20 protein-coding genes are annotated in these 20,674 nt (G+C 43.1%); 14 read left to right on the top strand and 6 right to left on the bottom strand.

Features of this window, described 5'->3' with window-relative positions:
* Positions 1 to 305 precede the first annotated feature (305 nt).
* From NSU13_RS17535 to NSU13_RS17525, 3 genes are all read left to right on the top strand, one after another.
* Entirely contained in the window at positions 306 to 1,517 is a 1,212-nt protein-coding gene (locus NSU13_RS17535) for an FtsW/RodA/SpoVE family cell cycle protein (protein ID WP_041115417.1), read from the top strand.
* Positions 1,518 to 1,627: 110 nt separating this feature from the next.
* Positions 1,628 to 2,377, top strand: coding sequence for an oxygen-insensitive NADPH nitroreductase (nfsA, locus tag NSU13_RS17530; RefSeq protein WP_342489675.1), 750 nt, complete (start codon positions 1,628 to 1,630; stop codon positions 2,375 to 2,377).
* Between the two features lie 56 nt (positions 2,378 to 2,433).
* Entirely contained in the window at positions 2,434 to 3,435 is a 1,002-nt protein-coding gene (locus NSU13_RS17525; RefSeq protein ID WP_080701182.1) for an LLM class flavin-dependent oxidoreductase, read from the top strand.
* A 320-nt stretch (positions 3,436 to 3,755) separates the two neighbouring features.
* Here the strand turns inward: NSU13_RS17525 and NSU13_RS17520 are convergent, their stop codons facing one another.
* On the bottom strand, positions 3,756 to 6,182 hold the full coding sequence (locus NSU13_RS17520) for a S8 family serine peptidase (RefSeq protein ID WP_342489674.1): 2,427 nt from the start codon (positions 6,180 to 6,182) through the stop codon (positions 3,756 to 3,758).
* 500 nt (positions 6,183 to 6,682) lie between these two features.
* Between NSU13_RS17520 and NSU13_RS17515 the strand changes: the two genes are divergently transcribed.
* The 6 genes from NSU13_RS17515 to NSU13_RS17490 all read left to right on the top strand — a co-directional run bounded on the left by NSU13_RS17515 (position 6,683) and on the right by NSU13_RS17490 (position 12,642).
* Complete coding sequence (locus tag NSU13_RS17515; protein ID WP_034281298.1) at positions 6,683 to 6,961, top strand: hypothetical protein; 279 nt, start codon at positions 6,683 to 6,685, stop codon at positions 6,959 to 6,961.
* A 52-nt stretch (positions 6,962 to 7,013) separates the two neighbouring features.
* Positions 7,014 to 7,847, top strand: coding sequence for a PRD domain-containing protein (locus tag NSU13_RS17510; protein ID WP_034281297.1), 834 nt, complete (start codon positions 7,014 to 7,016; stop codon positions 7,845 to 7,847).
* 256 nt (positions 7,848 to 8,103) lie between these two features.
* Entirely contained in the window at positions 8,104 to 9,492 is a 1,389-nt protein-coding gene (locus NSU13_RS17505; RefSeq protein ID WP_034281296.1) for a sucrose-specific PTS transporter subunit IIBC, read from the top strand.
* Positions 9,493 to 9,511: 19 nt separating this feature from the next.
* Complete coding sequence (locus tag NSU13_RS17500) at positions 9,512 to 10,969, top strand: sucrose-6-phosphate hydrolase (RefSeq protein WP_326135225.1); 1,458 nt, start codon at positions 9,512 to 9,514, stop codon at positions 10,967 to 10,969.
* A gap of 189 nt (positions 10,970 to 11,158) precedes the next feature.
* Positions 11,159 to 11,413, top strand: a complete 255-nt coding sequence (locus tag NSU13_RS17495) for a hypothetical protein (protein ID WP_024423823.1) — start codon at positions 11,159 to 11,161, stop codon at positions 11,411 to 11,413.
* A 155-nt stretch (positions 11,414 to 11,568) separates the two neighbouring features.
* Complete coding sequence (locus NSU13_RS17490) at positions 11,569 to 12,642, top strand: chitobiase/beta-hexosaminidase C-terminal domain-containing protein (RefSeq protein WP_342489673.1); 1,074 nt, start codon at positions 11,569 to 11,571, stop codon at positions 12,640 to 12,642.
* 47 nt (positions 12,643 to 12,689) lie between these two features.
* On the opposite strand, the gene NSU13_RS17485 is transcribed toward NSU13_RS17490, so the two are convergent.
* Entirely contained in the window at positions 12,690 to 13,499 is an 810-nt protein-coding gene (locus NSU13_RS17485; RefSeq protein WP_024426411.1) for a bifunctional hydroxymethylpyrimidine kinase/phosphomethylpyrimidine kinase, read from the bottom strand.
* Positions 13,500 to 13,624: 125 nt separating this feature from the next.
* Positions 13,625 to 13,939 (bottom strand): general stress protein, encoded by a 315-nt coding sequence (locus NSU13_RS17480; protein ID WP_342489672.1) that lies wholly within the window; start codon positions 13,937 to 13,939, stop codon positions 13,625 to 13,627.
* Positions 13,940 to 14,067: 128 nt separating this feature from the next.
* Between NSU13_RS17480 and NSU13_RS17475 the strand changes: the two genes are divergently transcribed.
* Together NSU13_RS17475 and NSU13_RS17470 are read left to right on the top strand one after the other, a co-directional pair.
* Positions 14,068 to 14,895 (top strand): glycosyltransferase family 2 protein, encoded by an 828-nt coding sequence (locus NSU13_RS17475; protein ID WP_024423819.1) that lies wholly within the window; start codon positions 14,068 to 14,070, stop codon positions 14,893 to 14,895.
* Positions 14,892 to 15,572: a uracil-DNA glycosylase gene (locus NSU13_RS17470; protein WP_024426408.1), complete on the top strand. Its 681-nt coding sequence runs from the start codon at positions 14,892 to 14,894 to the stop codon at positions 15,570 to 15,572. The genes NSU13_RS17475 and NSU13_RS17470 overlap by 4 nt, the downstream gene beginning before the upstream one ends.
* Positions 15,573 to 15,605: 33 nt before the next feature.
* On the opposite strand, the gene NSU13_RS17465 is transcribed toward NSU13_RS17470, so the two are convergent.
* Complete coding sequence (locus NSU13_RS17465) at positions 15,606 to 16,964, bottom strand: aldehyde dehydrogenase (RefSeq protein WP_041115436.1); 1,359 nt, start codon at positions 16,962 to 16,964, stop codon at positions 15,606 to 15,608.
* A gap of 170 nt (positions 16,965 to 17,134) precedes the next feature.
* Here NSU13_RS17465 and NSU13_RS17460 point away from each other — a divergent pair, with 170 nt between their 5' ends.
* The 3 genes from NSU13_RS17460 to NSU13_RS17450 all read left to right on the top strand — a co-directional run bounded on the left by NSU13_RS17460 (position 17,135) and on the right by NSU13_RS17450 (position 19,250).
* Positions 17,135 to 17,467 carry a YwdI family protein gene (locus tag NSU13_RS17460; RefSeq protein WP_034281287.1) on the top strand — a complete coding sequence of 111 codons (333 nt, stop codon included), beginning with the start codon at positions 17,135 to 17,137 and terminating at the stop codon, positions 17,465 to 17,467.
* A 33-nt stretch (positions 17,468 to 17,500) separates the two neighbouring features.
* On the top strand, positions 17,501 to 18,808 hold the full coding sequence (locus tag NSU13_RS17455) for a purine/pyrimidine permease (RefSeq protein WP_041115438.1): 1,308 nt from the start codon (positions 17,501 to 17,503) through the stop codon (positions 18,806 to 18,808).
* A 70-nt stretch (positions 18,809 to 18,878) separates the two neighbouring features.
* Positions 18,879 to 19,250 (top strand): DUF423 domain-containing protein, encoded by a 372-nt coding sequence (locus NSU13_RS17450; RefSeq protein ID WP_025093833.1) that lies wholly within the window; start codon positions 18,879 to 18,881, stop codon positions 19,248 to 19,250.
* A gap of 41 nt (positions 19,251 to 19,291) precedes the next feature.
* On the opposite strand, the gene NSU13_RS17445 is transcribed toward NSU13_RS17450, so the two are convergent.
* Positions 19,292 to 19,909 carry a cupin domain-containing protein gene (locus NSU13_RS17445; protein ID WP_024423814.1) on the bottom strand — a complete coding sequence of 206 codons (618 nt, stop codon included), beginning with the start codon at positions 19,907 to 19,909 and terminating at the stop codon, positions 19,292 to 19,294.
* Between the two features lie 129 nt (positions 19,910 to 20,038).
* On the bottom strand, positions 20,039 to 20,569 hold the full coding sequence (gerQ, locus tag NSU13_RS17440; RefSeq protein ID WP_024426405.1) for a spore coat protein GerQ: 531 nt from the start codon (positions 20,567 to 20,569) through the stop codon (positions 20,039 to 20,041).
* Between the last annotated feature and the right edge of the window lie 105 nt (positions 20,570 to 20,674).

Raw genomic sequence — 20,674 nt, 5'->3', positions numbered from 1 at the left:
ATGGTTTTATTCCTCAGTGCAGCTTATCTCATCTGATGTTTACTTGTCATATCGCCACATAGGTCATTGAATTTTCCCCTTAAAATCTGTAAAATAAACTTTTTAAAGGACTTGAGATCGATTGAATGAAAAGTGTATAGAGGGATTTTTTCCTATTGTTAGGATGAAAAGTATTTCATTTTTTGAAAATTGAATGGAACCTTTCGGATGTATCTTCCGTCATATTTAAGGTGAGTTGATTTTGTGAAAATTTCAATCTAATATAAATAAGGGCTTTTATGTTTTGTAATAAGGGTGGTTAGTTCATGAACAAGCAGAATACATCTCCTTACTATCAAGGAGATTTGATTTTTATATTTTTAGCCTTCTTTGCCATCAGTGTCATTGCGATTTATGCTGCGGGTCAATTTGGGCAGTACGGATCTAATGCATGGACCAGACAGATTATTTACTACATGGTCGGAGTTATATGTATTGTTGCCATAAATTACTTTGATTTGGAGCAATTAGAGAAGCTAAGTCTCTATATTTTTATAGGCGGCATCCTGCTGTTACTTTTTCTGAAGGTTGCTCCTGCACAAATCGGAGGTCATGATTTTGCTCCAATCAAAAATGGTGCAAAAAGCTGGTTTGTGTTACCTGGAATAGGGACATTTCAGCCTTCAGAGTTCATGAAAATTGGTTTGATTATGATGCTTGCATCTGTCATTGGAAAGTCTACACCTAGAGGAAAGCGGACATTAGAGGATGATATTTTCCTTCTATTAAAAATTGCCGGGGTGGCAGCTGTACCAGTTGGACTGATCTTCTTGCAGGATGCAGGGACTGCGGCTGTTTGTATGTTTATTGTTGTGGTGATGGTGTTTTTATCAGGGATCAATTGGAAACTGATCTCTCTCATCGGTTCAGTGGTTGTGCTTTTAGTTGCTTCTGTTTTAGCTGTGATTATCTTATTCCCTGATTTTGCGAAAACAATAGGCATCCAGCAGTACCAGATCAACCGGATCACCGCTTGGCTGCCTGATAGTTCTTCAACAGCCAACCAAGCACAGACGCAGGATGCATCTGGATCTGATAAATATCAAGTAGAGCAGGCGATTATGGCCATTGGTGCAGGGCAGATTTTTGGGAATGGCATTAAAAACTTGAAGGTTTACGTTCCTGAAGCACAAACGGATATGATTTTCTCCATTATAGGTGAAGCCTTTGGCTTTATTGGCTGTGCGTTTGTTGTGATCATGTTCTTCTTCTTGATTTACCGGCTTGTTGTACTGATTGACCGTATCCATCCTTATAGCCGATTTGCGTCATTCTTCTGCGTAGGATATACAGCATTGATTGTAATCCATACGTTCCAGAACATTGGCATGAACATAGGCGTGATGCCTGTAACAGGGATTCCACTCTTATTTATCAGCTTTGGAGGAAGCTCTGTCTTGTCCGTTCTCATTGGATTCGGGATCGCCTATAACGCAAGCGTTCAATTAACGAAATATCAAAGTTATTTATTTAAATAAAACGGGTAAGGGCAGTCTAAGTATAGGCTGTCTTTTTTTATGCGAGTTTTCATTTTTGAAAAGCCCTATGTCTTTGCCTTATGATAGAAGAAGTGAAGGAGGTCTTCGAATTGAACAAAACGATAGAAACCATATTAAATCATCGATCCATCCGTTCGTTTACAGACGAACGTTTGTCAGAAGAAGAGGTGCTGACACTGATTAAAAGTGCACAGGCTGCTTCGACATCAAGCTATGTACAGGCGTATAGTATTATTGGGGTGACAGATCAGGAGAAGAAGGCCAAGCTTGCTGAACTGGCTGGGAATCAGCCTTACGTTGAGAAGAATGGGCATTTCTTTGTCTTCTGTGCAGACTTGAAACGCCATGATCATATTGCAAAAAAGGCAGGGAAGAATCATCAGGAGGCGTTTGAGAATACGGAAGCCTTTCTCATTAGCGTCATTGATGCGGCATTGGCTGCACAAAATGTCAGTGTTGCTGCAGAATCAATGGGACTTGGGATCTGCTATATTGGCGGACTGCGTAATCAGCTGAGAGAAGTCTCTGAAGTGCTTGAAACGCCATCTTATGTGCTGCCGTTATTCGGTCTGGCTGTTGGTCATCCAGCTAACCAGTCGTCTCAAAAGGAACGGCTGCCAGTTGAACTCATCTATCATGAAAATTCATATCAGCAAGATGAAGCGCATGTGGATCGTTATTTAAAAGAATACGATGATCGTATTTCGGCATATTATGAAGCACGAACTAACGGTGAGAGAAAAGATACTTGGTCTGAGCAGATGCTGAGAGGCTTTAGTCAGCCAAAGCGTGCCTTCCTTGGAGAATTTGTGAAAGAGAAGGGCTTTAATCGAAAATAAATAAGAAATCCCCCTTTCCATTAAGAGAGGGGGATTTCTGTAAGAGGTGCAGCATAATGAAATTAAGTATACTGGATCAATCTCCTTTGATTGGAGACGCAACACCTGCTGAAGCACTGAAGCAGACGGTTGAACTGGCGAAGCAGGCGGAAAAGTGGGGCTATCACCGTTTTTGGGTATCAGAGCATCATTTTTCAAACCGGCTTGCAGGATCGAGTCCAGAGGTGCTCCTCGGGCATTTATCAGCTGTTACGTCGCATATACGCATTGGCTCTGGCGGCGTTATGCTCCCCCACTATAGTGCCTATAAAGTAGCAGAGAACTTCAGGGTTCTCGAAGCGTTGGCTCCCGGCAGAATCGATCTTGGAATTGGACGTGCTCCTGGTGGTATGCCCATTTCCTCCATTGCCCTTCATCATGGTGAGCGAAAGCGTCTAGGCGACCAATATCCTGAGCAGGTAGAGGAATTGAAGGTGTATTTACATGATCTAGCGGATGAATTTTACCCGCTGCCTCATTTGACCGCTTCTCCGAAGGTAGAGACCGCGCCAGAAGTATGGATGCTCGGTTCCTCTGGCGGGAGTGCAAGGCTTGCGGCGAAAGCAGGTGCAGGCTACACGTTTGCTCTTTTTATTAATGGTGAAGGCGGAGAAGATTCTGTGGAGCAATATATCAACCGATTTGAACCTTCAGTATTCGGTGAAAAGCCGCGTGTCAGTCTGGCAGTCTTTGTTTTATGTGCCGAAACAGAGGAGCAGGCAGAAAAACTGGCTGTCAGCTTAGATTTATCTTTACTTGCCAATGAACAAGGGCTGAATCTTGAAGGCTTTCCTTCATATGAAGAGGCACAGTCGTATTCCTACAGTCCATATGAACAAAAACGAGTGGCTGCTAATCGTCAAAGGATGGTCGTTGGAACGCCAGCATCTGTGAAAGAGCAGCTGACCGCACTCGCGAAGGCTTATCGGACAGATGAATTGATTGCTGTGACCATCACACATCACATGCAAGACCGGCTCACATCGTATCGTTTATTAAAAGAAGCCTTTGATGCATAACGTATGTATATTTATCGCCTGCGGAGCCAGTACAAGGGGAAAAGGACCATCATGGTGAGGAAGAAGGCGGCTGACACGAGCAGGCTGAGCGGGTAGATACAGGAAGTATAAACAGACAGCTCGCATGCTTGATGAAAAGGACGAGGCTGCTTCGTATGTAAAAAGGTTAGAAAATAAACCAAGGTGATCGTCAGAAAAAAAGCAGTAAAAAAAGAAACGATCCATACCAATATCAACATGAGTTTCTCTTTCCTCCATATATGTTCGAAAAGCCTTGATGAGCTTATCCGCTCATACAAGGCTTTTCTTGTGATTCACATTTATTCAGGGTAAATATCGAAAGCTTCCTTCGTTTGTACGGTATCTGATTTTCCTTTCAAGCTTGCATACACAAGCATTGTATACTCACCAGCTTCAAGCTTCTGGCCTTGATTGATTGTGCCATTCCATTTTACGCGGTGCTCTCCTTTATCAACATGTTGATAAACACCAGCTTCACCTAAATACTCTCCATCGGTCGAGTAGACAAGGAATGCAAGGTTCTCAGCACCGCCAGGCAGGTAGCTGCTAATGACATAGCTTCCAGCACGATTGTCCGGCTCTACGGAAACAGAAGTGACGCGCGGATAATCAGGCTCTTTCACAATCAATAAAGTAGGGATTTCTGTGATCTTTCTGCCATTTTCGCGAAGGGTTATGCTGCCTTGGTACGTCCCTTTTTTGGTTTTTCCGTAATTCACCTGTACTGCGGAAGTAAAGGATCCAGTGGAATTCCCTTTGACGGTAATTTTTTTCGTTCCATTTGTACTAATGCCGCTGCCATTGAATTTGTAATCAATGGTATACGTTTTCGGTGCTTTTGAAAGGTTTTCTACCTTAAATTTTTTCGTTTTGATTTGAACGCCTTTTTCCTTTAAGAAAGTGCCGTAAGAATAGCTCGCATCAGAAACGATAGAAGACGCCTGAAGTGATTCCATGATTCGAACGCTGCCTGTTCCTTGTGTGTTATGAGGGAATGGACTGCCATTTGCGTCAAACAGTTTTTCTGCTGTATTCATCAGCAATGCTTTGATTTGTTCAGTTGAGTACGATGGTTTTGCTTGTTTGATGATCGCTGCAACTCCTGCCACATGTGGAGATGCCATACTTGTTCCTTGCTTAGAGCCATATCCGTAAGGCTGAGAAGGATCATGAGTTGGGATCGTACTCACAATGCTGACGCCAGGTGCTGATAGATCAGGCTTAATCATCCACGTATCCACAACCGGTCCGCGGGATGAGAAGTCAGCGACTTGCTCACTAAGTTCCTTGACAAATTGAATGGAGAAAGCCTTTGTATCGTTTCCAGCCTCAATGGCTTTAATAAGCGCTGTTCCTTCAGCTTTTGACAGCTTAATCGTAGGAAGTGCGAGTCCTGGTACGTCGACTGGGATTTCTCCATCGGTATTGTTATACATCACAACGCCGATTGCACCAGCGGCTTTTGCATTGTCGACTTTATCCACAAAAGCAATGGCACCCCGTTCAATCACAGCCACCTTTCCTTTCACATCGATGTCTTCAAATGCCTTTTCGTCACCGATTCCTGCTTGGACGAGTGTGACTTGTTTTTGGTCAAGCGCTTTTAAATCACTCTCTTGGTAGTATCCCATGACTTTTGCAGTAGAATAATTTGGGAATTTCACATTGTAAAGGCTGTACGGAAGCTGAGTTGCTCCGACAGAAATGGCCTCTCTTGACGTGCCGGGAGAACCGACAGTCCAGCTGTTCGGACCGCTGTTTCCATTCGAAGTCACAGCGACAACGCCTTCAGACATGGCCCAATCAAGTGCAATGCTCGTTGCATAATCAGGGTTATTGACACTGTTTCCAAGAGAGAGGTTCATGACATCTGCTCCGTCAGTAACAGCCCGGTCGATGCCTGCAAGAACGTTCTCAGTTGTTCCAGATCCACCTGGTCCAAGTACACGGTATGCAAGAAGCGTGGCATCCTTTGCGACCCCTTTAATTTGTCCATTTGCCGCAATCGTTCCTGCAACGTGTGTGCCGTGATCTGTGGATTCGCCTCTAGGATCTCCTTTAGGTGTCTCTTGCGGAGAATAATCATTATCAACAAAATCATAGCCTTTGTATAAACCGAAGTTTCCTTTTAAATCAGGGTGGGTATAGTCTACTCCAGTATCAATGACTGCGACTTTGACCCCTTTTCCAGAATAGCCGGCATCCCATGCTTTTGGTGCACCGATAAATGGAGCGCTTTTATCCATAAGCGGGGAGACATCTTCGTTTGGAAGCTGGATGCTTTCTTTTTTCACTTCATCGGTTTTATATGTAACATCCGGATAAACGGCTTTTACTCCATCCACTGCGAGCAGCTTCGGGATTTCGTTTGCAGGAAGTTTCATAGAGAAACCAGAGAAAACTTTTTCATATTCTTGACGAACACTCGCTTTATCTACCTCTTTGAGTGCTGCGTTCTTTACTTTTGTTCGAGATTTTTTGAGGGAGGCCTTTGTTTGTGATTCGCCTTCTTGCTTGGCTTCAACTAAGGATTTTTCCTTTAATTCAACAATGACAGTGGTTTGTTTTTTCGAGTTGACATTGATTTCACCGAAGATTTCTGCTTTTTCTAGTTCCATCTTTTTGTTAGATGGAGCAGCAGCAGCCTGTTGACCGGTAAAGAATGTGGATAAAATAAAAATAGTGGAGAACAATAGAACAGAAGAACGAGATATTACCTTTTTCATTTATTTTCCCCTTTCTAGCTGTGTTTTTAGGGAGATAGCCTTTCTTTTTGTGGATAAATAGGAAAGATTCACTGCCCGTTATTAAGTATTCAATACGTTGAAAACAATTCCTTTACTAAAATGGTCTTATTTTACATAGTTATAAAGAACTATTTTGTTTATAAAGTCGCACTTATTCACAAATGTCTGTTGATAACTCAATTATTCAGATACATATATGGAAAATAAAAAATTTACATACACAAAATCTAGTAAAAGGGTGTTGATATGTGGATAAACCCTGTTGATAAGGTGTGCTTATCTTTGGGATAGCGTGTGCATAAAATTTTCATTGAAACATCCAGGCACATGATGATCTTCTGCACTTTTCAACAAAACTTCTGAAAACTAGTTGGTTTTTTCACCCAGATTGTGACAAACCTCTCTTTTTTCTCGGGATATGATAGGAGCAGTTGTTTTGCTAGAGCTGCTAGATTCTAAGAAAAGCGGAGGGATGTTCAGTGAAGAAATTAAAAAGCTGGTTGAGCGTATGGTTTGGTTTTATGATGAATGTGCTTGTGAACCCTGGTGTGATGATGAAACAGCAAGGGTTTCAGGCGGCCGCGGCGGATGCCGGATTCTTTGAAGTAGTGAAAGAGAGAGAGCTGGAGAAACTGGCAGAAGAACATAAGAAGAAACGCAGGATAGAGAAGCGGTTTACTCAAAGTCTGATGATGCTTGAAGAGAAGACGATGCGAGAGGCGCGTGCTGGTCCGCTCTTACCTTTACAGAAAAAGTGAAACAGGGTAAAATCCCACATAAGAAATGTTATCTGCTGGGAGAGGATACCCCTTGAAGATATATAAAATATTGAATAACAACGCAGTGATTGTGAAGGAGGGCGATCAGGAGAAAATTGTGATGGGACCCGGAATTGCTTTTCAGAAGGGGAAAAATGACGTCGTTCCTCTTCAAAAAATAGAGAAAATCTTTGTTGTGCGTGAAGAAAATGAGAAATTCAAACAAATTCTTGCCACATTGCCAGAAGCGCATATTGAGGTGGCAGAGCATATCATCAGTTATGCAGAGGGTAAACTCATGATGCCGCTCAGTGATCACATTCACATATCACTGACTGATCATTTGTCCTTCGCCATTGAACGCCTTCAAAAAGGCATTGTGTTATATAATAAATTGCTTGGTGAGATCAAAGTCTTATATAAGCAGGAATATGAGATTGGAAAGTATGCCATTCGTTATGTAAAGGAGCGGCTTGGGGTTGAACTGCCGGACGATGAGGCAGGATATGTGGCACTTCATATTCATACGGCCAAAATGAATACGGAGTCCATGAAAAAGACCGTGAAATATACAACGATGATTAAAGAAATGATCGAGCATATTGAAAGATATTTTCAGCATTCAATTGATGAGGATAGTATTTCCTATCAGCGGCTTGTGACACATTTGAGGTATGCATTAGGCAGGTTGGAATCAAATGAGGCATTTCAAATCATGGACGAAGACATGCTGATTTTTATCCAAACAAAGTATGATACGGCGTACCGGTGTGCACTTGGACTTGCTGATTTGTTAAAAGATGAATATGGACTTCATCTCCCTGAATCGGAGATCGGCTACATCACGCTGCATGTCCAGCGTCTGCAGGAAGCCGAATTGGTTTAAAATGATCGTGCCTGCATGCAGGCTTTTTTTTATGCACACTACTCTTATTAGTGTACATGGGTCATTGGATTTGAAAAAAGAGGTTGACGCATGTCACAGTCTTATACTATGATGAAAGCGTCATCAAAATTTGATACCGCGGGATTGTGACTGTCAGGCAGGCAAGACCTAAAATTTGCGTAACGAGGGGACGTGTATGTCCTTTACTCGTTGGTGAATTTTAGGTCTTTTTTGCTTTAAAAAAGGAGGAAACTTCATGGATTATCAAAAAACAGCCAAAGAATTAACAAAACTGTTAGGCGGCAAAGAAAATGTCATCAGTGCTACTCATTGTGCAACAAGACTCAGATTGGTGGTGAAAAATGAGGATTTGATTGACAAAGAGGCCATTGAAGAACTTGAAGGTGTAAAAGGGGCTTTCTCAAGTTCAGGACAATTTCAAGTCATTTTTGGAACGGGATCTGTCAACAAAGTATATGAACCATTTGCTCGTGAGACTGGTCTTGAGACTGGCGACGAGAAACAAAAGCCTGTCAGCCATGATGAAGCAGTGAAACAAAAAATGAATCCACTTGCGCGTTTTGCAAAGACGTTATCGAATATTTTTGTACCAATCATTCCAGCAATTGTGGCAAGCGGTTTGTTAATGGGTCTCTTAGGTATGATGAAAGCCTTCAAATGGGCTGATCCAAGCTCTGCGATCTTCCAAATGCTTGATATGTTCTCAAGTGCAGCCTTTATCATTTTGCCGATTTTAATTGGGGTCAGTGCAGCGAAAGAGTTTGGCGGAAATCCGTATTTAGGGGCTGTCATTGGGGGAATTATGATTCACCCGAATCTGCTTAATCCGTGGGGATTGACGGAAGCAAAACCTGAATATATGCATTTATTCAATATTGATATTGCTCTTCTTGGTTACCAAGGGACGGTTATTCCAGTGTTATTGACCGTATATATCATGTGCCTTGTTGAGAAGAATTTAAGAAAAGTCGTTCCGAACAGTATTGATTTACTTGTGACCCCATTTGTGACGGTGATTGTCACTGGATTTGTGACATTTATTGCAGTTGGACCGCTTGGAAGAATGCTTGGTACAGGCATTTCGAATGCACTGACATTTATTTATGACCATGCAGGGTTCTTAGCAGGACTCATTTTCGGCGGTGCTTACTCTTTAATTGTGCTCACAGGGGTTCACCATAGCTTCCATGCGATTGAGGCAGGATTGCTGAATGATATTGGGCGTAACTATTTGCTGCCAATCTGGGCAATGTCCAATGTCGCGCAAGGCGGGGCAGGATTGGCTGTTTTTTTCTTAGCCAAGCGTGCAAAAACAAAAGAAATTGCCCTTCCTGCTGCCTTCTCTGCTTTTTTAGGAATTACTGAGCCTGTTATATTCGGTGTAAACCTCCGCTATCGTCAACCATTTATTGCGGCGATGATTGGAGGAGCATTGGGCGGGGCATTTGTAGTTTTCACGAAGGTAGCAGCCAATGCTTATGGTTTAACAGGCATTCCGATGATTGCGATTGCAGCACCATTCGGTGTTCAGAATGTGGTCAATTATGTGATTGGTATGTTAATCGCTGTTGCTGTTTCATTTATTCTCACTATCATTTTTAAAATAAAAGAAGTCGAAAAATAATCAAGGAGTGGTCACAGTCATGACAACTACTGACGCAGCACTTCGTCAAAAGATAGCAGACCGTATTCGAAACTATGAGCATTTGGTCAAAAAGGATGTGTACCGGCAGCATTTTCATTTGATGCCGCCAGTCGGTCTTTTAAATGATCCGAATGGGCTGATTCAGTGGAAAGGAATTTACCACGTCTTTTATCAGTGGCAGCCATTCAAAACGGGGCATGGTGCAAAATTCTGGGGGCATTACACATCGACAGATCTAGTCAATTGGCAGCACGAAGAAGCCGCTCTTGCCCCAAGTGATTGGTTTGATCAAAACGGCTGTTATTCTGGCAGTGCATTTATAGACGATGGACAGATGCATGTGATGTACACTGGAAACGTTCGGGATGAACAAGGGAACCGTGAGACGTATCAATGTTTAGCTGTTTCGGAAGATGGTATTCACTTTCAGAAAAAAGGTGTCGTGGCAACACTGCCGGAAGGGTTCACTGCTCATTTTCGAGATCCAAAGGTATGGAAGCGAAATGGCCAGTGGTACATGGTCCTTGGTGCACAAAGCTTAGACCTGAAGGGACACCTTGTCTTATTTACCTCTGATACGTTAGATAATTGGACGTTTCAAGGCACGATTGCAGGCAGCGGAAAGAATGGTTTAGACAATTTCGGCTATATGTGGGAATGTCCAGACCTGTTTGAATTAGACGGCCGGGATGTATTGATTGTGTCACCGCAAGGGCTAGAGCCGGATGGCTTAAAATATCACAACACACATCAATCAGGCTATTTTGTTGGCACATTGGATGATCATTCCTATCAATATACACACGGAGCGTTTGAGGAGCTGGACCGCGGCTTTGACTTCTATGCGCAGCAAACCTTTCTAGACGAATCAGGCAGACGACTTTTAATCGGGTGGATGGGGGTGCCTGATCAAGGAGAAGAACATCATCCGACCATTTCTTATCAATGGATACACTGCCTCACGATCCCGAGAGAGCTCCGTTTAGATGAGGACGGACATCTGATTCAAAAACCAGTAAGTGAACTTCAATCCATGCGGACCAATGAACAAGAGCATGTTTTTCATATTAAACGTTCTGTTCATTCCATCCCTGTAGAGGATATTACGAGCGCAGAGGTATTCATTGATCAAATTGACACACAAAAAGGGTTTGAATGCTGTATCCGTGCAGCAGCACGCATCATCTATGATAAAGAGGAAGGGAAGCTGACATTAGAGCGGGATCGATTTGAAGATCGATCAAAGGAAGTTCGTGAAGTAGTCATAGAGGAATTACACGACCTTCATATCTTTATCGACTCATCGTCAATTGAGATTTTTGTAAACGGAGGCCGAGAAGTTTTTACTGCACGTTACTTTCCTTCCCCGGGAAATAAATCGATCTCCATCAGTGGCAGAAATGAAACAAAGCTGACATTGAAGACATGGCATTTACAAAAAGAAGCAGGTCGTTGATCTGCTTTTTTTAGTGAGATCAGCCTGTATCTTAGAGCCTATAGCGTGTATATACAAGGGTGGCCTAAAGCGGTTTGATGACGTTTTACATATATGATAACAGGTGGAATTATGGTATCATTTTAAAATATATACAGCTGAGGCTGACGTTTATCCAAATGCGGTAGGACAAAAAAAGGGGTTGTTTACTTGAATTCAAAACAGCAGCCGACGACTAGAAAACGCTTGGAGACAATGGCAGATCATGTTGAAGATAAACGTGAAGAATATAAAGAATTGCTCATTCAAGTTCAATCTATTCTCGGTGAACCTTCTTTAGAGCAGGAAGAAGTGAAAGAGAAGCTGTCAGATACGTATAAACAAATGAAAGAATATGCTTTATTTGTTGAATCCATTGAAGCCTTTATTCGAAAAATGGCGAAAGAGTCCGATCAGCAAAAATAGGCGTTCATGTATGGATAAAAGAGTGTACTCGGAAGCGGGTACGCTTTTTTTATTCAATAAGATGATTCAGAAATTTAAATGAAAGCGTTGACATTTGTGTTGTCATGATCAATAATAAATAAAAATTTCATCTGAGCATGTACAGGAGGAACGATATGAACTATACAACCAAGAAATGCCTGATCACCTTTATTATTGTCCTGTTTTCTATGAGTTTTCTTTTTCCTTCCGTTTCTTCTGCCCGAAATCATACGTCATCTGCTGCGTCAACTGCTTCAGTCCCGTCTGGTCAATATTATCGTTCACAAGAGGTAGCTCTGCATTCTCACGTTCAAAAAGCTTCTCTTTATTACACAACAGATGGCAGCCAGCCGACAACTCAAAGTCAGTTATACAAAAAGCCCATTCATATCGAAACTGATACGACTTTAAAAGTAAGCGCTTACAAAAATAGGCATCGACTTGCTCCGTCTACGTACAATTATCGTTTTGTCACACGAGAGGATATCGCATCATCTTTTTTATCTTTTGAATATCAAGGAATGCCTTATCGGTTGTACATTCCGAAAAATCATAAGAGGGGTAAAGCCTATCCTTTAGTCCTCTTCTTACATGGAGGCGGGGAGAGGGGAACAGACAATCAAAAGCAGTTACTTGCGAATGATGGTGCAGTTTTATGGGCTTCTCCTGAAGTTCAAAAGAAACATCCTTCGTATGTACTTGCACCTCAGGCGCGAAATGCTGTCGATGGAGGCTTTGCATTAACAAGAAATGTGCAAAATGAAATTGATCTGACGAATGTGTTTCAATTTTCACCAGATTTACACAAAGCTTATGATGTCCTTCAGCATGTGTTAACTTCTTATCAGATTGACCAGAAAAGAATTTATGCGACGGGTTTATCACAAGGTGGATTTGGCACGTACCAGTTGAACATCACATATCCTCGTTTGTTTGCAGCGATGATTCCTATTGCTGGGGGTGCAGATCCGAGCAAGGCGGGAATTTTAGCGAGCAAGCCAATATGGGCATTTCATGCAGAGGATGATTCCATTATCCCTATCAGCTATGCGAGAAATACAATTCAAGCTATTCAAAAAGCTGGCGGCCAGCCGCTTTATACGGAGTATGCAAGCAAGTATGGATATGACCATGCATCATGGACGCCTGCTTATGAGACGCCAGGCTTAACAGATTGGCTGTTTGCACAGAGACGAAGCTTTCGATAAACAAAAACCGATTCACCTCCTAACAAGGCGAATCGGTTTTTTCTGTTTTATTTGTCAAAACGATGAGCAGAATGCTTTGTTGGTCCGATGTATTCGTTTAGCTGGAAAGAGCCTTTAATGGCAGCCGTGATGAATTCTTTTGCTGCATAAATGGCTTCTTTCACGTCTGATCCATTCGCTAGTTCAGCTGTGACTGCTGCTGAGAATGTGCAGCCTGCGCCGTGTGTGTATTCTGTGTCGATTTTATCTGTTTCAAGGCGTTCGAAGGTTTGTCCATCATAAAGCAAATCGATGGCTTTGTCTTCGCTGAGCTTACCGCCTCCAGTGATAACCACATACTTTGCACCAAGTTCGTGAATGCGTTTTGCTGCTTCTTCCATTTGTTCGATCGTTTTGATCTCGCCGATTCCGCTTAATTGACCTGCTTCGAAAAGATTAGGTGTGATAACGGTTGCCAGTGGCGTGAGCTTTTCACGCAATGCTTCCGCGTGCTCTGGGTAAAGGACTTCGTTCGCACCCTTACAAACCATGACAGGATCAATGACGACATTTTTTAGGTCATATGTTTTGATGGTGTCAGCTGCAAGCTCAATCACGTCGACGGTTGGAAGCATACCCGTTTTCAGCGCATCTACACCAATACCTTCTACAATGGTAGAGAGCTGCGCGCGAATTGTCGCCGTATCAATTGGAAACACCTGATGATCCCAATGATTATGAGGGTCCATTGCAACGACAACGGTTAAAGCTGTCATCCCGTAGACGTTTTTTTCTTGAAACGTTTTTAAATCTGCTTGGATACCTGCACCGCCGCTTGAATCCGAACCTGCGATGGTGAGTGCTTTATTCATAGACATAGTTGCTGAACCTCCAATGTGATGTGTAACAGTTACTGTTCTATCCCTTATTATAATCAGCTTTTCCATTTATCACAATGAAACGGCATAAAAAAGCGTTCCTCTCATCGGAACGCCTCTCTTTCTTACCTTTTACAAATCACCAATTTTCCTTTTTTCAGTTCATCTAAAAGGGTTAAAGCTAACTCTTGATCGGCCCCAGCTGACATCATTTTGGCCATCAGTTCATCTTCCCGGGTGCGAATGACATTGGCGACTTGATCCAAAATCCCTTGATCGACCGCAGTCATGCTTTTGGCATCTGTATACTCCGTTACGGTATCAGAGCGTTCTGGGTCGTACGCAAAAACAAAAACAGCGTCTTTTGATGAACCCGATGAATGAATGTGGTCAATGGTCTGTTTTGCTTCTTTACTATTTTCCACCGTGATATATTCCATCATGATCACTCCTTTTCATCAAAAATTCCCATTTTCCCCTCAAATCAAACCGCCTTTTATATCATGAGAAGAAAGTCAATTTATGTTTTAATGGAAAAAGACGAATCTATTAAAGGAGTAAGCTGCATATGAAGATTTCCTTATTAATTGTGACACATAACCGGCTCAGCGCACTGTGTGAGCTGCTTGAATCCATTACAAGACAAACCGTACAGCCTTTTGAAATTGTTGTCGTCAATGATGCAGGAGAGCGAGTCGACATCATTCAGGAACTTTACCCTGAGCTTCCGATCCGCTTGATTCATTTAGATGAGAATGTCCAGCATGTAAATGCCAGAAATGTGGGGGTGCGGGAGCTGACAGGAGACGTCATCATGCTGAGTGACGACGATGATTACTTCACACCTTGTCATATCGAACGCATGAGCAAGGCGCTGGAAGATGCCGATTTTGTCTTTTCTGATGCAGAAATTGTATCATTTGAAGAAAAAGGCGCGACCCGTTTCCCGCTGTCGAGGCGTTTGTTTGCTTATACAGCGGATATTGAGGATATGCGTGTCTTTTCTACATATGTTCCTTCGGGCAGTATGTACAAACGCTGTATACACGATGAGATTGGCTATTTTGATCCAGCGATGCATCATTATTGGGACTGGGACTTCTTTTTGCGTGTATCACAGCATGCCCGAGTCAAACGAGTGCCAGCGGCGAGCGTGATCTATGCGTTTTTTGACGGCGGTGGAAATCAGTCTAGTGATCTTGGTGAAACAAGGAAAAACTACTTAGATGATTTAAGTGAAAAGCATGAACTGGGCGATCTGCCGACAGCGAACTTTGCGATATTATTAGAAGAACCAGCGATGAAAAAAAGAGAATCAGAGAGTGAGATTGTGTGGGATGGAAAACCGATGATCTCCAGACTAGCGCAGCAAGTAGAAGGAGGAAAACCACAATGAAGCCATTTTTAAATGATAGCTGGTGGGCTGTGATGAAAAGTGAATTTGAACAGCCGTATTATCAGGAATTACGTGAATGGATGAAGGAAGAATATCGCACGCAGACCGTTTTTCCAAAACCAGATGACGTGTATCGTGCTCTTCATTTGACGTCATATGAAAAGGTCAAAGTGGTGATTTTAGGACAAGACCCTTATCATGGCCCAGGGCAGGCACATGGATTAAGCTTTTCTGTTCAGCCGGGCGTCAAACACCCGCCATCTTTAAGAAATATTTTTCAGGAGCTAAAGGATGATCTTGGCTGTCCTGTTCCAAACCACGGTTCACTTGTCAGCTGGGCAGAGCAGGGTGTGCTGCTGTTAAACACTGTGCTGACTGTGAGAAAAGGCGAGGCGAATTCTCATAAAGGCAAGGGCTGGGAACGTGTGACAGACCGCGTGATTGATGTGCTGAATCAGCGTGAACAGCCTGTCGTTTTTGTGTTATGGGGAAGACATGCTCAAAACAAGAAAGAACGCATTGATCAAAACAAGCATTTCATCATTGAGTCACCTCATCCAAGTCCTTTTTCTGCAAGAAACGGCTTTTTTGGCAGCCGGCCGTTTTCAAAGGTAAACGCGTATTTAAAGCAAATGGGGATTGAAGAAATCAATTGGTGTATCAAGGATATTGAATGAAAATAGGACGAGGGGAGAGCCCCTTCGTCCTGTTTATTTTAAAAATTTGCGGACCAAGTCGAGTCCATTTTTCGCATTTGGATAACGGAAGGAAAAATCGAAGCGATTGGTTTGCCGCAGGACGCTTTTTTCATGCGTAAAAGTAAAGAAGCTTTCCTTCCCGTGATATCGCCCCATGCCGCTTTCGCCGACGCCTCCGAATGGCAGGTAAGGGGTAGCGACATGCATAAGCGTGTCATTGATACATCCTCCGCCAAATGAGAGGTTGTCTAGAATATAGGATTCTGTTTCTTTATTTGTTGTAAATAAGTAAAGCGCAAGCGGCTTCGGCCTTGCTTTGATCATATGAACTGCCTCATGCAGAGAATCAAAGGTCATGACAGGCAGAATCGGTCCGAAAATTTCCTCCTGCATGACAGGATCTTCCCATGTGATGTGGTCTAAAATGGTCGGAGCGATTTTGAGCTCCTGTTCATTGCGCTGTCCACCTGTGACGATCGTTCCATTTGAGAGAAATTGTGTAAGCCTGTCAAAGTGACGCTGGCTGACATTTTTTCCAAAGTGCGGATGCGTTTCGGGATGTTCACCATAAAAATCACGGATACAGGCTGTCATTTCTCGCAAAAGTTCCTCTTTGATGGATTCATGAACGAGCAAATAGTCTGGTGCAATGCAGGTTTGCCCTGCATTGGTGAATTTTCCAAAGGTGATCCGCTTCGCTGCCAGCTTGATGTCGGCATCAGGCATGACGATGCTGGGACTTTTTCCGCCAAGCTCAAGTGTGACAGGGGTCAAATGCTTTGCGGCGGCTTCCATGACGACTTTGCCAACTGCCACACTTCCAGTAAAGAAGATATAATCAAAGGGCAGTTTCAGCAGTTCTGTACTGACTTCAACACCGCCCTCTACGACAGCCGCATGGTCTTCTTGAAATACACGTTTGATGATAGTGCTGATCACTTGTGAGACTGCCGGCGTCAGCTCAGACGGCTTTAAAATCACGGCATTTCCCGCAGAAATCGCACCGACTAATGGAGAAAGGGCCAATTGGAAAGGATAGTTCCAAGGAGCAATGATGAGCACAGTTCCATAAGGTTCCTTGATAATCATGCTTTTTGATCCGATATGAGTCAGCGGTGTTTTCACGCGAGTTGGCTTCGCCCATTTGTGAAGGTGCTTGATGGTATGATTGATTTCTTCATACACCATCCCAATCTCTGTTGTATAGGCTTCCTGTTCGGATTTATGTAAATCATGAGCTAAGGCCTGTAATATATCCTTTTCATGCTGTTTGATTGCTGCTTTTAAATCTTGAAGAATGCGGATGCGTTCTTGAACCGCCGGCTTCTGAAAGACTTTTTGTTTCTGAAATAGAGCCGTGAGCTTGTCCATTATTCAATCCTTTCATAGACGATTTTGTTCCTTTTATTATGTGTGAATGAAGATGATGGGTCAAATAAGAAAGGCGTGAGCGCACTGCTTTGAAAAAATGAACCCATTTGGTTTGTTCATTTGGTAAAATAATGTTGAAAAGAGATTTTTTTAGATTGGAGGGTCTACCCTTGAATATTCATATATCAAGCCTGCTTCAAAAAATGGAGGAAGCGGTTCAAAAAGCAAAACAAAGTGGAAATGATGAAGAGGTGAAACGTCAAGTAGCGGCCATTTCTTCACTATGTGATGTCATTCTCGACGCACCATCAAAGGTGCAAATGCCGCAGTCGCCGGCCATCTCACCACCTCCATCGATACATACACCATCAGCGCCATCTGTGACTACAGATCAAGCCATGCTTGAGAAACTCATGGGCACAAGTGGTGCGAAGAAATTTCAGCAAAATGATGAGGGTCAAAAAGAGAAGGACGGGAACGGCGACTCTATTTTTGATTTTTAATGGTCTTGTCACGACAAAGGGAAGGTGATCGGTTTGAAACTATTTTTGGGCGCCATTCAGTGGATGGCATTTTTTATCGCAGCTTCTATTGCCGTACCAATTGCGATTGCACAAGCATTTGAATTGAACCAAGTGCAATCGGCGGAGCTGATTCAAAGTACTTTCTTTTCACTTGGTCTGGTGGCGATGGTGCAGTGTTTATGCGGCCATATGCTGCCGATCAATGAAAGTCCAGCAGGGCTTTGGTGGGGTGTGTATACCCTTTATGCCGGCATGACAGGTACAATCTTTGCGACGTATCCTGAAACCCTGCAAGCATTACAAGGGGCTTTAATTTTTAGTGCTGTTTTCTTTTTTATTTTTAGTTTATTTAAAATCATCAATTGGCTCGCGTCTTTATTTACGCCAGTCGTCACAGGCATTTACCTGCTGCTGCTTGTTGTGCAGCTAAGTCAGCCAATCATGAAAGGGCTGATGGGCATCGGTTATCGGGGAAATCAGGTGGACGGGCTTGTCTTTTGCTTATCGATCTTGATTATTATCCTCACCTTCATGATCAGCCGCTCAAAATGGCATTACTTGAGGCAGTTTTCTGTGTTATTCGCCCTTGCAGGCGGATGGCTGTTATTCGCTCTACTCGGATTGGCGAAGCCGGTTCGAATTCCAGAACAAATCATCGAGTTTCCGAAGCTGTTTCCATTCGGTATGCCGGTCTTTGACAGCGGATTGCTTGTCACGTCCTTTTTTATAACGATTTTACTCATTGTGAACATGCTGGCAAGTATTCGAATTGTGGAAAGCTCAGTGAAGGCATTTGGTGAACTGCGTGAGCGGAAAAGAGCACGTCCTGCTGGTTTTGTCGCAGCATTTGGTCATTTATTAAGCGGGCTGATCGGGGCGATTGCGCCTGTACCTATTTCGGGGGCAGCAGGATTTATCCAGACAACGAAAATTCCATCGAGAAAGCCATTTTTCATAGGAAGTCTGCTCATTGTACTCATTAGTTTATTCCCGCTGCTCATGAGCTTTTTCTCTGCATTGCCATCACCTGTGGGGCTTGCTGTAAACTTTGTGGTCTTCTCTTCTATGATTGGGATTGCGATGTCGGAGTTTGATCAGTATGAGAAAGAAGAAGTCCCGCGGATTCGCTTTGTTCTTGGGATTGCTGTTTTAGCAGGCGTAGGGGCGATGTTTGTGCCTCAGGGGGCCTTGAAAGGCATGCATCCTGTGCTCATTTCATTATTAAGCAACGGTCTTGTTCTAGGTACACTCATTGCGATCGTGGTCGACCAAGTCTTGTTACGAAAGAAAAAGAAATCCGACAATCTCGTGTCAACGTAAAGGGAAAGTTGAATGTCGCCCTTCACCCGCGCTATGATAAATATAATTGACGAGATAAGGAGAATGACGAATGAAACTATTTTTCATTTTAGGTGCTATTAACGCCATGCTTGCTGTTGGACTTGGAGCCTTCGGTGCGCACGGTCTAGAAGGGAAAATCCCTGAAAAATATATAGAAATATGGAATAAAGGTGTTCAATATCAGATGTTCCATGCCATTGGCTTATTTGTTGTCGCTTTTCTTGCAGATAAGCTGTCAGGTGTCTCCTTGGTTCCTGCCGCTGGCTGGGTAATGCTTGCAGGCATCCTTTTCTTCTCAGGAAGCCTTTATGTGCTGGCATTGACGCAGGTGAAGATTTTAGGAGCCATTACTCCTATTGGCGGAGTAGCATTTATCGCCTCTTGGATCATGCTTGTCATTGCAGCAGCAAAAAATTTATAAGCCAATAAACCGATGCTCTCATAGGGGCATCGGTTTTTTTCTTAACTCCAGTAAGGGGTATAGTTGGGCGGTGCTTGATAATATGGGACGTAGTGAGATGGAGGGACAGGATGTGTTTGAGACTCTTCCTCCCGGTGGCAAAATGGTCCGATAAACACACTTGGTTTCACAGGCTTTATCGCCTGCTTCCACTGTGTTTCGTTCATGCAATAAGTATGGGCCATGATGTGAGAAGGGGTGAGGGTGAGAAGGTCTGAGCCTAGGATCACTTCAGGTGTAGATGCGTTAAAAATGGCTAACAAATGAGTTCTGTCTTGGAGAGCGACTTCATAGTGCCACCAGCCTTGAGGCACGTTTGCCACCTGTCCAGGTGTGATGGTGTAGGTGTGCAGTTTTTTTGTAAATGGATTCAGCATCGATACGGCAGCAGAACCGGCTATACAATAAACAAGCTCTGCGGCATTTTGATGATAATGAGGCTCTACGACTTTGCTTTTACTCAAATATATATCCAGCAGGGACACTTGATCCAACGAGTTTAATTGTTTTTTTCCTAACACATTAATCAGGTTATGCTGATCGAATTTCACAAGGGGGCTTTGATTCAGATCGTATGAAAATTTGACATTTGGTGATGTATAATCCAGCTCAACAGTCATTGATGTCACCTCTAGGCTTTTGATAAAAACTACTAGGCATCTTATGAGCAGCGCCCTAGAGGTGTGACAAAAACCTAGACAAAAGAAAAAAGCAAGGGCACCTGAGCCTTGCTTTTGCCATGCTTGACGTTATCTCGGAGAATACGTAGACATGGAGTATGGATAGTCGTATTGAATTTCCCCATCAAACGTAATGTAATCAAGATAGATCGTTAATAGTAAGTATCGTGTTCCTGTCTTATTATCACTAATGATAATGTGGTCACGTCCTGCAGCTTCAATGACGCCTCTAAAAATCTTCGAATTCCATTCCTTGCTCGCCTCAAATGTCATATAAATCGTGGCTACCTTGCCGCGGTTCAATCGTAAAATATTTTCAATATAGGACTGCTCAATAGGCAGCTGCCCGGTGACATTCTGCTGATAAACCGGTCCAGAAGGAATTTGATATGGCTGACCGCCGCCCTGCGTTCCTTGGCCTCCTTGTGAAGTGCCGGTAGACGGCATTGGCGAAAACCCCTGCTGCATTTGACCCTGCGTTTGGGGAGGGACTGAATAACCCATCTGCTGCGCAGGATACGGATTTGCTCCATATTGTTGCTGGCGAAAATCTTGACCTTCGAAACCCGAACCTTGCCCAAATTGATTTTTCAATTTCATAACGTTCCTCCTCTTTCCTCATGGTGTTCTAAACAGAAGGCGCTAAAGCACCTGTTGTTTCCATAGCATTCTTTCTCTCTTTCACACTATGAGACAGGAGGGGAG

Source organism: Bacillus sp. FSL M8-0049, from assembly GCF_038593355.1.
Lineage (GTDB): Bacteria > Bacillota > Bacilli > Bacillales > Bacillaceae > Bacillus > Bacillus safensis.
Note: the sequence above shows the minus strand (reverse complement) of the source record. Positions and strands in the feature narration are given on the sequence as shown.

Bases quoted from the DNA above. Each gene is read 5' to 3' on its own strand.
- NSU13_RS17525 (WP_080701182.1), top strand. From the start codon at position 2,434: ATGAAATTAAGTATACTGGATCAATCTCCTTTGATTGGAGACGCAACA.
- NSU13_RS17465 (WP_041115436.1), bottom strand. From the start codon at position 16,964: ATGGACAAGCTCACGGCTCTATTTCAGAAACAAAAAGTCTTTCAGAAG.
- gerQ (WP_024426405.1), bottom strand. From the start codon at position 20,569: ATGAAATTGAAAAATCAATTTGGGCAAGGTTCGGGTTTCGAAGGTCAA.
- NSU13_RS17475 (WP_024423819.1), top strand. From the start codon at position 14,068: ATGAAGATTTCCTTATTAATTGTGACACATAACCGGCTCAGCGCACTG.
- NSU13_RS17450 (WP_025093833.1), top strand. From the start codon at position 18,879: ATGAAACTATTTTTCATTTTAGGTGCTATTAACGCCATGCTTGCTGTT.
- NSU13_RS17520 (WP_342489674.1), bottom strand. From the start codon at position 6,182: ATGAAAAAGGTAATATCTCGTTCTTCTGTTCTATTGTTCTCCACTATT.
- NSU13_RS17445 (WP_024423814.1), bottom strand. From the start codon at position 19,909: ATGACTGTTGAGCTGGATTATACATCACCAAATGTCAAATTTTCATAC.
- NSU13_RS17490 (WP_342489673.1), top strand. From the start codon at position 11,569: ATGAACTATACAACCAAGAAATGCCTGATCACCTTTATTATTGTCCTG.
- NSU13_RS17480 (WP_342489672.1), bottom strand. From the start codon at position 13,939: ATGGAATATATCACGGTGGAAAATAGTAAAGAAGCAAAACAGACCATT.
- NSU13_RS17470 (WP_024426408.1), top strand. From the start codon at position 14,892: ATGAAGCCATTTTTAAATGATAGCTGGTGGGCTGTGATGAAAAGTGAA.
- NSU13_RS17505 (WP_034281296.1), top strand. From the start codon at position 8,104: ATGGATTATCAAAAAACAGCCAAAGAATTAACAAAACTGTTAGGCGGC.
- NSU13_RS17485 (WP_024426411.1), bottom strand. From the start codon at position 13,499: ATGTCTATGAATAAAGCACTCACCATCGCAGGTTCGGATTCAAGCGGC.
- NSU13_RS17535 (WP_041115417.1), top strand. From the start codon at position 306: ATGAACAAGCAGAATACATCTCCTTACTATCAAGGAGATTTGATTTTT.
- NSU13_RS17500 (WP_326135225.1), top strand. From the start codon at position 9,512: ATGACAACTACTGACGCAGCACTTCGTCAAAAGATAGCAGACCGTATT.